Below are 12,793 nucleotides of genomic sequence, written 5' to 3' on the forward strand. Positions count from 1 at the left end.
AATACCTGTACCTGAAATTGGATAAGTATTGGTACCATCAGTAATCTGTGTAGCATCACCTACTGTAGTAATATCTACGTCTACATAAAATTGTGTATTAGAACAATCCGCAGATACTGTTGAAGAATCTACAACTGCTACAGTACATGCTAACGGAGTTCTAACAATAAATTCATCTATAAAGAAATCATAATCCTCATCATCATCTACCGTTCCATCTGTTGCCCAAACAGCAAACATAACCGTACCTGTATAAGCACTTAAATCGAAAGTTTCAACATCTCCAGTATGAGATGGATAATTTGACTGGTTATAAGTTATAAGGTTTACCCAAGTTGCTCCACCATCTTCTGAAATCAAAACCTGAACTTCATCATCACTACCCATTCCGTTAAGTTCTGGCGGGTTAGAGTTCGCAAAATCTGTAAGAGAAACTGAATATACTAGTTCATAGCCTCCACCAGATAAATCAAATAGAGGAGATATTAGCCAATCTTCTGTATCATTATAATACAAATTAATTCGAGCAGAATTGTTTGTTGTACCTATGTGTGAGAATGCAGTGTGTCCCCAATATCCAATTCCAAAATCAGAAGGACCAGTTGTTGGGTTACCTTCACTTGCTTCTCTCCAACATGAAGCAGGAACAGCAACATCAAAACTTTCTAAATAATCTGGTGTAAATGCAGCACAAAGGGTTGTAAAAGCATAAGGTCCTTGCCAATCACTAAATCCATTGATATCACAATTTGAACGAATATAAAATTCATAACCTGTTTCTGGTGTAAGAGCAATAGTCGAAGCAAATGATCCAACACCTTGTCCTACCATACCTCCATCAATAGAAGTCCCAGTTCCTACTGCAAAACCAACACTACCTAATTCTACTTCATAACCTAATGAAGCACCTGCTTCATCAGTCCAAGTTAATTCTGCAAAAGTGTCCATTAGAGCTCCTATAGATATATCAGAAGGTTGTAAACAAGAAGGGCAAGAACCTACTAAATTATCAGAAACTAACAAATCAGCCGGACCATTATGTACAGGATCTGATGATAAGCCTGCTGAAAAAACAGAAGTCCCAGTTGCATCAAAAATCTCATAACTACATTCACTTGCATAATCAGGGCTTCCAGAAGTAGCTGCAGGATTAAATGCTGTTGTTATAACTTGACCAGGTTGTACCGAAAAGGTGTATGTTTCTGTATCAGTTGCGACACCTATATCATCCAAAACAACTACACCATCTACTAATACATCCATATTAGAGACACCATTCCAACCGTCTCCCCAATCATCAGTTAGCGTTATTGTATAATCACATGGTGGACAATATCCTGTTATATTATCACTAGCTAGTAAATCTGCCGGTCCATTATGTACAGGGTCAGATGACAAGCCTGCAGAAAAAACAGAAACGCCAGAAGCATCAAAAATTTCATAGCTACATTCACTTGCATAATCAGGACTTCCAGAAGTAGCTGCAGGATTGAAAGCAGTTGTAATAACCTGACCAGGCAAGACAGAAAATGTATAGGTTTCAGTATCAGCTGCGACACCTATATCGTCCAACACTACAACACCATCTACCAATACATCCATGCTAGAGACGCCATTCCAACCGTCTCCCCAATCATCAGTTAAAGTAATTGAATAATCACATTGAGCATTTACTGTAAAACAAGTAAAGAGTGTGAAAATTCCAATAAATAAAAATGTAATTTTTTTCATCAAGAATTAATTTTAAGTTAGTAATACTGTTAAAAGTATATTAAAATTGAATAAACAAAAGGTTATTAAATTGTAAATCGATAAAAAACAAAAAAAATCGTTGTATACTATTTTAAGTAACCCTAACTCAAAATATCTAATTTTTGATTAGCTTTTGGGAATAGCTAATACCTTTAGAAAAAACTTTAATAAAATAAAATCCTGAGGTTAAAAAATTCAGATTTAACTCTAAACTCTTAGAAGAATTGCTTTGTGTTAAGATTTTTTTACCTGATAAATCATAAATTTCAATAAAATCAATAATATACCGAGAGGTTAAAAATAATCTATCTTGAAATGGATTTGGTAATAGATCAATTTTATTCATGATGTTATCTTCAATTCCTAGATTATCTCCTTCTATTATTAACACCTGTTGATTAGGTTGAATATTGTAAACTACATCTTCAACTCCACTAAGCCATTTAACTTTTATATAGTCTATATTTTCAGCATTACCAACACCAAAAAACTCTTTTGATGAATTTTGTGCAAGATAACTTTCACCCAACATAACATATCTATACTGTTTGTTATTATTTATTGAAATCTCAATCAAGGTACCAACTGCGTCCTTATTACTTTGAGTACTCTTCAGTTCTACAACTAAATAATTATTGGTATTATTAGTCTGGTTCTTCCATAAAAAAGGTAATGCATTACTATTATTAACAAGTATATCAACCTTACCATCGTTATCGATATCGCCTATAGCACTTGCAAAGCTAGCTTTATCATTATTTAAGAACCCTATATTATCTGGTGAGGTAAATGTTTCGTCTGATTGATTTTCATAAAAAGCATAAGAAGGATATCCATCTGAAACAGTGTAAGAGCAACTTACATACAAATCTAAATCACCGTCATTTTCTGCATCAAAGAAGCTGGATCCCCAAGAGAAACTATCTAGCTGTGTTCCTGAACTTACCGATATGTCTGAGAAAGTTTCATCTCCATTGTTCTTTAACAATACACTTCCTGCTGAGGGTGTACTGAAATTATTTGGTGTATTAGTTATGTATATATCTAAATAACCATCATTGTTAAAATCCTCAACTGTAACAGACATAGCATCTAAAACTAAATCAGTACCAGAAGATAAACTTATATCTGTAAACGTTCCATCTCCATTATTTTTATAAAGTATATTGGGAAAAAACTTATCATTAGCTACATATAAGTCCTGCCAACCATCATTGTTTATATCAATAAATCCTGCACACAAAGTTAGTGCCGGTGTATTACTTAAACCTATTTGATCAGTTACGTTAGTAAAAGTACCATTACAATTATTTTTAAATAAATAATTGGTAATTGTTGTACCTGAAGTTCTATTTGACAAGTATAAATCCAAACAGCCATCATTATCAATATCACCAAAGGAAACTCCATAAGTAAATAAATTATCTAGTGGTAGACCCGCGCTCAATGTAACATCTATAAAACCGTTAGATGTATTTTCATATAATCTATTGCCATTAGTGTCACTAGCAATAAATAGATCTTTATCATTATCATTATCGTAATCAACCCATAAAACAGATCTTGTAGGATAATTAATAGCAGGGCTTAACAAGTTCTGTTCAACAAAAAAACCTTGATAATTTTTATAAAATCTTAGAGGTTCACCTGAACCAGAAGTTAAGGTTATATCGTCCCATCCATCGTTGTCGTAATCAGCAAAACTTAATCCATTTCCAAGGGTAAAAAAACCGGTAGTTTGATTTATCCCATAAAAACTTGAAACATCTTCAAAAAAAATTTGTCCCATAATAAGCCTTGGTAGTACAAATAAAAGTAAGAATAGTAGTTTTTGCTTCATACCTCAAAATTAAAAAAAGCAATATAAAAAAAGCCATTATACTTTTGCATAATGGCTTTATATTAATTTTACAAAAGGTTCTATTCCTTTTCTACAAAAGCTTCCATAACAGCATCGCTTACTCCCATATTGCTAAAACCTCCATCGTTGTAAAGATTTTGGAGCGTAACTCTTCTAGTTAAATCACTAAATAATGTTACAGTATAATTAGCACAGTCCATAGCTGTTGCGTTACCAAGTGGTGACATTTTATCTGCATAAGCTAAGAAGCCATCAAAACCTTTTACACCACTACCAGCAGTAGTTGGTGTTGGTGATTGCGAAATAGTATTCACTCTTACCTTTTTATCTCTTCCAAAGAAATAACCAAAACTGCGCGCTATACTTTCTAAATAAGCTTTATTATCTGCCATATCATTATAATCTGGAAATACACGTTGCGCAGCCATATAGGTTAAAGCCACAATACTTCCCCATTCGTTCATAGCATCAGCTTTGTATAACGTTTGCATTACCTTATGAAAAGACATCGCAGAAACATCTGTTCCTTTTTGTGTCCATGCATAATTTTGATCTGTGTAATGTTTTCCTTTTCTAACATTTATTGACATACCTATTGAATGCAATACAAAATCAATTTTACCACCTAAAATCTCCATAGATTTTTCTATTAGATTTTGTAAATCTTCTTCTGATGTTGCATCTGCAGGAATTATTTGAGAACCTGTTTTTTCTGCCAAAGCATTTATTTGTCCCATTCTCATAGCTACTGGTGCGTTTGTTAATACAAACTCTCCTCCTTCTTCATGTACGCGCTCTGCAGTTTTCCAAGCAATAGAGTTTTCATCTAATGCTCCGAATATAATTCCCTTTTTTCCTTTAAGTAAATTATGCATAATTGTATTTTTTAGTCAGTTGTTAAAATAAATAGTTGGTAAATATAATACTAATTCAATAATTGTTTGGCATGTGCCATAGCAGATTCCGTAACATTAAGACCGCCCAACATTTGAGCGATTTCAACTATACGCTCATCTTCACTAAGTTTTTTAAGCTGAGTAAGTGTAACGTCTTCTTTATCTGTTTTAAAGACTTTAAAATGAGAATCTCCTTTAGCTGCAATTTGAGGTAAATGTGTAATGGCGAAAACTTGCATTCTTTGACTCATCTTCTTCATGATAGCTCCCATTTTGTTAGATATTTCACCAGAAACTCCTGTGTCTATCTCATCAAACATAATAGTTGGTAACTGAATATAATCTGCTAAAATAGATTTTATTGCCAGCATAATACGCGATAACTCACCGCCAGAAGCCGCTTTCTTTAACTCGTTGAAGTTAGAACCTTTATTTGCCATGAATAAAAATTGAATAGCATCCTTTCCGTTTGGTGTAAAATGATTCAATTCTTCAAGATCTATTTTGAATTTAGCATTTGGCATACCTAAGTCCGAAAGAATAGCTTCTAACTTTGAGACTAACAAAGGAATTATTTTCTTTCTATTAGCTCTAATTTCAGATGCTTTTTGATTTAATTCTGCTTCAAGCTTGTGTATCTTCTTTTCTAAATCGGCAATACTATCGTCTAAACTCTCAGTATCGTCAATTTTGTTTTGTAATTCTGTTTTTATGGTAATTAAATCGTCTATTTCCGAAACTGAATGCTTTTGAAACAGATTATTTACTATACGAAGTTGCTCACTTAATCTTTCTAGTTCTCTTGGATCTGAAGATAATTTTTCCTCAAGATTATCGAGCTCAACTAATATATCATCTAGTTCTATGTTGATACTAGACAAACGCTCTCTCAAAGCTTCGTAAGATTTTCCAAAACTCGAAATCCTTGTTAGCTCTTGCTTTGCTGCATTTAACTGATCTACTACTCCAACATCTTCAGTATTCAATATAGATTTTGCAATACTTAGCTTCTCGCCTATAATTTCAACATTATTAAGCTCTTCGTATTGTTCTTCAAGTTCTTCAAGCTTGATGGATTCTAGTTGAATTTCATTTAGCTCTTTAAACAAGAATAAATTATAATCGTGCTCTTTTATCAATTCAGTTTTTGATACCTGAAGTTTTTCTAAAGATTTCTGAAGAGATTTATAATCTTTTAATATACCTGAATAAGCTTCAATTACAATTTGGTTTTTGGCCAAAGCATCAATTACCTTAAATTGATAATCATCTTCTGTAACTTGCATAGTTTGATGTTGCGAGTGCACATCAATAAGATAATCGCTCAATATCGCAAGGTTATCTAAGGTTACAGGTGTATCATTTATAAATGCTCTGGATTTTCCTGATGGCAAAATTTCACGTCTGATAATAGTATTCACTTCGTAATCTAAGTCCAAAGATTTAAAAAGTGATTTTAGATCGTAATTAGCAACATCAAAAACGGTTTCTATGATACATTTTTCATCAGAATTTTTCACCTGACTTAAATCTGCACGCTTTCCTAACACTAAAGCAAGACCTCCCAATAGAATGGATTTACCTGCTCCTGTTTCACCAGTAATGATTGTAAGTCCGTTTTCAAACTTAACCTCTAATTCATCAATAAGGGCGTAGTTTTTTATGTAGAGTGATGTTAGCAAATGTTGATAGATTAATTAGTACAAAAATAGATATTATGGAATACTGAAACAAGTTCGACTTTAGTATTTCTATGCCTTAAAACAAAAAGCAGAATTGCTTTAGTATTTAATATTTCTCCACTTTTGAGAATGCATTGGAGCAATCCTATTGAGTATGTCCATAGCATCTCTAATATTTACACTTGGACCACCAGAAAAAACATCCATAATTTCGTTTGCCTTAGCATCAAAAAAGACACGCATAAGGTACGAATTTGGACGTTTTCCATGTACTTTTTGAAGTTCTTTAATCGAAGCTACTATTTGCTCCTTTCCTTTTCTAGTATCTTCATTCATAATATCCAAACCTTGAATATGGTAAGAATACATTGCTGAACGCATTTCACTGAATGTAGGCGACATTAAATTATCTATAAGAGCAAAACGTGATTGTAAACCATCTTCGAGCTTCCAACCTTGTCCGTTTAATTGTTGAGAGTAATTCGCAATAACTTGTGCCTGCTTAAAATACTCATCACCGCCATTAAGTTCGAAGGAATCAGCATCCATTCCAAGAATCATATATACATGAAATGATAACACAGAAATTAAGTTAGATTCAAATTGCGTTGGATTGTAGACTAAATTCTGAAATTCGAGATATTGAAAGTTGAAATCTTTATCATTATAATTATATACAGGCGAACTGTAAGTAGACTTAAAAATAGGTCTTGATGAAGAGACTTGAAGCGAAGCCGAAAAGTAATCATTGTCATAACTAGTGACATTGATTACCATACTACAATTAATACGTTCTTGCTGGCTAAAAGATTTATTGGTCCATTTAGTATTATTGATGAATTCGTTTAATTGCTTCTCTAAATTTTTGAAAACAACATTATTGTCATTTCCTGTTTGTTGCGCAATAACATTTACTGTACAGTTTAACTCTTGTGAGAACACTACAGAATTTATCAATAAACCTAATAAAACTAATATGTTACGCATCTAATTGTTTTAAAATTTGTTGCATTAAATCTTTAGCTACTTCAGCCTTAGACTTTAATTCGTTTTCAATAACTTCGTTAGAAGAGGTTATAAATGTAACCTTATTTGTAGAGACACCAAAACCAGCTCCCTTATCTTGTAGAGAATTCAGGACAATTAAATCTAGATTTTTAGATTGTAATTTGCCTTTAGCATTTTCTAATTCGTTATTAGTTTCTAAAGCAAAACCAACTAAAAACTGATTCTGTTTAACTTCTCCTAAAGATTTTAAAATATCTTTTGTCTTTTCTAACTCAATACTAAACGTTGATTCCTTCTTTTTTATTTTCTGAGAAGCTACTGTTTTTGGTCTGTAATCTGCCACAGCTGCAGAGAGTATTGCGACATCAACATTTTTGAAATGCTGATGCACCTCATCATACATCTCTTGAGCACTGACAACAGGTTTAACATCTATCAAACTATGCTTTGTAGTTTGGTGTGTTGGGCCAGTTACTAAAATAACTTTTGCACCAAGATTAGCTGCGGCATTTGCTATTTCAAAACCCATTTTCCCGCTAGAATGATTCCCTATAAAACGAACAGGATCTATAGCTTCGTAAGTTGGGCCAGCTGTAATTAAAATCGTTTTACCTCTTAATGGTAATTGATTAAGAATGTCTTTTTCTATAAAAGACACAATATCCTCTGGTTCTGCCATACGGCCTTCTCCTATCAATCCACTAGCCAATTCTCCTTTTCCAGCAGGAATCATTTTGTTACCATAAGATATAAGTTTATCAAACGATGACTTGGTAGATTCATGTTTATACATGTCCAAATCCATTGCTGGTGCAAAATAAACAGGGCATTTTGCAGAAAGATATGTTGCTAAAAGAATGTTATCGCAAACACCATTTGCCATTTTGGCCATAGTATTTGCCGTAGCTGGTGCAATAATGAATACATCTGCCCATAATCCCAATTCAACATGGTTATTCCAAACCGCATCATCATTTTCATCATCAACAAAAGATGAATGCACTGGGTTTTTAGAAAGTGTAGAAAGTGTAAGTGGAGTTATAAAATCTTTAGAAGCAGGCGTCATAACTACTTTAACGTTAGCGCCTGCTTTTATGAATAATCTTACTAAACTAGCAGATTTATATGCGGCAATACCTGCGGTAATGCCTAATAAAATGTTTTTGTCCTTTAGAATAGACATCTAAGGTTTATTGCTGAGAATCCTCAGTATTTCTGTGATAAATCTTATCATCTAACCACTCCTTTACTGCTAAAGCGTGTGGCTTAGGTAACTTTTCGTAAAATTTAGAAACTTCGATTTGCTCTTTGTTTTCAAAAATTTCCTCAAGACTATCATTGTAAGTAGCAAACTCTTCAAGCTTGTCTATTAACTCACGTCTGATATCTGTGTTTATTTGTTCTGCACGCTTAGCAATAACTGAAATAGCTTCATAAATATTGTTTGTTGGTGCATCGATTTCATTTCTATTGTAAGTTATAGAACTTACTGGCGCATCTGTCTTTTTTAAATCCATCGTTTATTAAGATTAACTTTTAGTCGTAATTGTATTTAACTCTTGTTGTAATTGTTGGTATTTTAAAGTCGCATCTTCCATCATTTCTGAATTAGGATATACCTTCTTAAAAGTATTATAGTAGCCTATAGCTTCGTTTAAACGTTCTTGCTTTAAATAGTCTACACTCAATACAGCTAAATTGTAGGCTGCATCAAGTCTGTAGTACATAGCCTCACCTCTAAGAGATGTACCAGGAAATTCCAACAAGAAATTATTAAAAGATTTTATTGAAGCTTTATAGTCTCTAATCTGATCGTATTGTTTAGCTATTTCGAAAGCCTTTTTTTCAAGTTTAAAGTCTAATTCCTTAACTATTGTGTTAGCCTCTGATAAATACTCCGAGTTTGGATAAGCATTAATAAAAAGTTGCAGTTTTTCAATAGCCTCAACAGTTTCCTTTTGCTCTTTTGAATACACTGGCGAATTAAAATAGTAGCCTTTTGCCGATAAAAAAGCAGCTTCTTCAGCTTTTTCGCTATCAGGATAAATGTCTGTAAACTTATCGAAATGGTAACTAGCTATATAATAATCACCTAATTTGTAAGAACACATAGCATGCATGTAGGTTAACTTCTCAGCTTGTGGCTTTCCTCTATAGCTTGCCAAAATCTGATCTAACAACTTAAATGCTTTATTGTATTTCCCTGCATCAAAAAGCTCAGTTCCCATCTTATATTTTTCTGCAATATCATCAGACTTCAATGCCTTTTGAAAATCGCTACAAGAAATAAATAGAATACTGAGTGAGAGTATGTAAAATGCTTTCTTCATAAATTTTAAATAGGATGCAAAACTACGCATTATTAACGGATTTTAAAAACAAAAATTATACGCTAAAATAAGTGTTGATTTATGTGATAAATCGAGTTTATGGAAAGTTTAACTTTTACCCAAAACTTTTAGCTCTTCAGCAATCTTGTGTTTTAAACCGTCTGTAGCTTCTACTAAAGGCAAACGCACATGCGATTTTGATATATCTAAACCATCTAAAACAGCCTTGATTCCTGATGGATTATTCTCCGAAAATATTAATCCTGTAATTGGCATTAGCTTAAAATGAATATCATAAGCTTCCTTTGCTTTCTTAGCTATTCCTAAACGAATCATTTCAGAAAACTCTTTAGGTAAAGCCTGACCAATCACAGAAATAACACCAGATCCACCAGCCAATGCTACTCCAAGAGCTAAGTCATCATCACCAGATAAAATTAAAAAATCATCAGGTTTAGTTCTCAATAGTTCGTAATACTGCTGAACATTGTTACCAGCTTCTTTTACCGCTATTATATTTTCAAAATCTTTAGCTAGCCTAATTGTTGTTTCAGGCAACATATTAGATGATGTTCTTCCTGGCACATTATAAAGTATAATTGGTTTTGGTGATGCTTCAGAAATTGCTTTAAAATGTTGATAAATGCCTTCTTGTGTTGGTTTACTATAATATGGAGAAACAGATAAAATTGCATCAATTGTAGACAAATCTGTAGATTTAATTTCGTCTATCACATTTGCTGTATTATTTCCACCTATACCCAAAACTAATGGTACTCTACCATTATTAACTTTAGATATAAAGCTGATAAGCTCCTTTTTTTCTTCTTTGGTAACGGTAACACTCTCTCCTGTAGTACCACTTATCACTAAATATTCTGTACCGTTTTCAATATTATATTCAACCAGTCTTTCTAAAGCATCAAAATCAATGCTTAAATCTTCTTTAAAAGGTGTAATTAATGCCACACCTGTTCCTATGAATTTGGTCATTTATAGTTTTTTTAAAATGTTTAAATATTTTTTTAATTCTTGTTTAAAAATGTTGATATCCTTCAGCACAACATCAATTATTAAATCGTAAAGTCGTTCATCATAATTAGAAATGCCTACTTTAAATTTAGCTTTTGAAGCTGCAGTCATATAGTCTAAAAGCAACGTCTCGTTTTTAAAATAGCAAATTAAAAGATCGTAAGGTTCGTTTAAAAAATCTTCTAAATCCTGATTGTTTACTTTCCCCTTCCAACCAAAATCTTTTGGACTATAGTGAGTGTTCCACTTGTTATGATCTAGCTTATCGTCTAACGTAAAGGCTACGATATTATTTTTTGGAGAATTTAATCCCAATTCTTTAAAATACACTCTAAAGACCTCAAATTCATGAAACTCGCTAGCGTTAAGCAATACCGCAACTGTATTCACTTTATCATTGTTTACACTAGCTTTACGTTCTGCCAACAAATTGTTGACATATTTTTGAATTGATTTTTCTTTAAATGCTTTTAAAATCATCTATCTTTAGCCTTTGTGCAAAAATAACAAAAGCACCAACACTTTTTACAAACTATTTTTAAGTTATTAAATGACTCGTAAATATATTCTGAATTTATTTTTATTGCTATTGATTTTTTCATGCAATGAAGATTTAAGCCTCTCAAAAATAAAAGGGGAACGTCTCGAAATCAATGACAGTATAACTGCTGATAAAACAATTGAGGATTTTGTAAAACCATACCGAGAAAGTGTCAACAGAGATCTTGACAGCACACTCGCCTATTCTCCTGAAACCTACACAAAAAAAGACGGCGAATTTAATACTGCAATTGGTAATTTAATGGCAGATGCCGTTTACGAAGAAAGCAACCCTGTTTTTAATAAACGAACTGGAAAAAACATTGATCTGGTTATCTTAAACCACGGAGGTATTAGATCCATTATTTCAAAAGGAAATATTACAGCAAGAACCGCTTATGAAGTTATGCCTTTTGACAATTCGGTTGTAGTTGTTGCTCTAAAAGGCACACAGGTACTTGAACTTGTAGACTACTTATCTAAAGTAAAACGCGCACATCCTGTTTCTAAACAAGTGCAACTTACGCTTAATAATGATTTTAGTGTTAAATCTGCTTTTATTAATGGAGAACCTATTGAAGAAGAAAGAACATACTACATAGCTACGAATGATTATTTGTATAACGGAGGTGATAGAATGACATTTTTCCACCCTAATGATAGCTTATATGTATTAGACTATAAAATAAGAAATGTACTAATTGATTATTTCAAAAAGAAAGATACTTTGAACCCTAAGAAAGATAATCGATTTATTAAACTAGAAGATTAACACCATGAAAAGAAGACATTTTATACAAAAATCTACAGCTGCAACTGCTCTTGCAACTATTGGCGGATTAGGTCTACAATCTTTTAGTTCACCAAAAACAAAAAAAATCACCATACTCCATACTAATGATGTCCATAGTCATATTGACCCTTTTGGACCTGAAGATGGCAGAAATGCCAATAAAGGTGGTGTTGCTAGGAGAGCTACTTTGGTAAATTCTATCCGAAAAAAAAACCCAAATACGCTTCTACTAGATGCGGGTGATATTTTTCAAGGCACACCTTACTTCAACTATTATGGAGGAGAATTAGAGTTTAAACTTATGAGTATGCTAAATTATGATTTAGCAACTATAGGTAATCACGATTTTGATAATAGTATTGACGGTCTTTATGCGCAACTACCGCATGCTAAATTTGAGTTTGTTTCAGCAAATTATGATTTTTCAAATACCGTTATGGACACACATGTGAAACCTTATAAGATTTTCACTAAAGACGGTATTAAAATTGGAATTTTTGGTTTAGGAATTCAACTCGATGGATTGGTAGATAAAAGAATGTATAAAGAGACTGTTTATAATGATCCGATTGAAGTTGCTCAAGATATGTCTCGTATTTTAAAAGAAGAACAAAAATGTGATTTGGTAATTTGTTTATCGCATATTGGGTATTACTATGATAAGTTTCCTGAGCGTGTTAGTGATCTTAATTTAGCGAAAGCTACAAAAGATATTGATCTTATCATAGGTGGACATACACACACGTTTTTACCAAAACCTACTATAGAAAAAAATAGTGCTGGAAAAAATGTTCTTATTAATCAAGTTGGGTGCTATGGACTTTATCTAGGCAAAATTGACTTTTATTTTGAACCAGGAAAAGACGTTAAAGCTGAAGGAGCATCTATAATTGTGTAGT

Annotated in this window: 12 protein-coding genes; 2 read left to right on the forward strand and 10 right to left on the reverse strand. The window is 32.6% G+C overall.

What is annotated here, in order from left to right; translation table 11 throughout:
• The 10 genes from QGM60_RS14835 to QGM60_RS14880 form a co-directional block, all read right to left on the reverse strand.
• A partial coding sequence (locus tag QGM60_RS14835) for a choice-of-anchor J domain-containing protein (protein WP_281141033.1) occupies positions 1-1,731 on the reverse strand: 1,731 nt, incomplete at its 3' end.
• A gap of 136 nt (positions 1,732-1,867) precedes the next feature.
• Positions 1,868-3,592: an FG-GAP-like repeat-containing protein gene (locus QGM60_RS14840; RefSeq protein WP_281141034.1), complete on the reverse strand. Its 1,725-nt coding sequence runs from the start codon at positions 3,590-3,592 to the stop codon at positions 1,868-1,870.
• Positions 3,593-3,672: 80 nt separating this feature from the next.
• Entirely contained in the window at positions 3,673-4,491 is an 819-nt protein-coding gene (locus tag QGM60_RS14845) for an SDR family oxidoreductase (RefSeq protein ID WP_281141073.1), read from the reverse strand.
• A gap of 47 nt (positions 4,492-4,538) precedes the next feature.
• Positions 4,539-6,191, reverse strand: a complete 1,653-nt coding sequence (gene recN / locus QGM60_RS14850) for a DNA repair protein RecN (RefSeq protein WP_281141035.1) — start codon at positions 6,189-6,191, stop codon at positions 4,539-4,541.
• 99 nt (positions 6,192-6,290) lie between these two features.
• Positions 6,291-7,178: a DUF4835 family protein gene (locus QGM60_RS14855; RefSeq protein WP_281141036.1), complete on the reverse strand. Its 888-nt coding sequence runs from the start codon at positions 7,176-7,178 to the stop codon at positions 6,291-6,293.
• Complete coding sequence (gene coaBC, locus QGM60_RS14860) at positions 7,171-8,382, reverse strand: bifunctional phosphopantothenoylcysteine decarboxylase/phosphopantothenate--cysteine ligase CoaBC (protein WP_281141037.1); 1,212 nt, start codon at positions 8,380-8,382, stop codon at positions 7,171-7,173. Before coaBC ends, QGM60_RS14855 begins: the two co-directional genes overlap by 8 nt.
• Positions 8,383-8,389: 7 nt before the next feature.
• Positions 8,390-8,716 carry a DNA-directed RNA polymerase subunit omega gene (locus QGM60_RS14865; RefSeq protein WP_281141038.1) on the reverse strand — a complete coding sequence of 109 codons (327 nt, stop codon included), beginning with the start codon at positions 8,714-8,716 and terminating at the stop codon, positions 8,390-8,392.
• Positions 8,717-8,728: 12 nt separating this feature from the next.
• Positions 8,729-9,529, reverse strand: a complete 801-nt coding sequence (gene bamD / locus QGM60_RS14870; RefSeq protein ID WP_281141039.1) for an outer membrane protein assembly factor BamD — start codon at positions 9,527-9,529, stop codon at positions 8,729-8,731.
• A gap of 108 nt (positions 9,530-9,637) precedes the next feature.
• Entirely contained in the window at positions 9,638-10,522 is an 885-nt protein-coding gene (dapA, locus tag QGM60_RS14875; RefSeq protein WP_281141040.1) for a 4-hydroxy-tetrahydrodipicolinate synthase, read from the reverse strand.
• On the reverse strand, positions 10,523-11,041 hold the full coding sequence (locus tag QGM60_RS14880; RefSeq protein WP_281141041.1) for a hypothetical protein: 519 nt from the start codon (positions 11,039-11,041) through the stop codon (positions 10,523-10,525).
• A gap of 70 nt (positions 11,042-11,111) precedes the next feature.
• Here QGM60_RS14880 and QGM60_RS14885 point away from each other — a divergent pair, with 70 nt between their 5' ends.
• Positions 11,112-11,873 carry a 5'-nucleotidase C-terminal domain-containing protein gene (locus QGM60_RS14885; protein WP_281141042.1) on the forward strand — a complete coding sequence of 254 codons (762 nt, stop codon included), beginning with the start codon at positions 11,112-11,114 and terminating at the stop codon, positions 11,871-11,873.
• Between the two features lie 4 nt (positions 11,874-11,877).
• Positions 11,878-12,792: a metallophosphatase gene (locus QGM60_RS14890; RefSeq protein WP_281141043.1), complete on the forward strand. Its 915-nt coding sequence runs from the start codon at positions 11,878-11,880 to the stop codon at positions 12,790-12,792.
• The last annotated feature ends 1 nt before the right edge of the window (position 12,793 follow it).

The sequence above is a fragment of the Winogradskyella sp. SYSU M77433 genome, assembly GCF_029911945.1.
Classification (GTDB): domain Bacteria; phylum Bacteroidota; class Bacteroidia; order Flavobacteriales; family Flavobacteriaceae; genus Winogradskyella.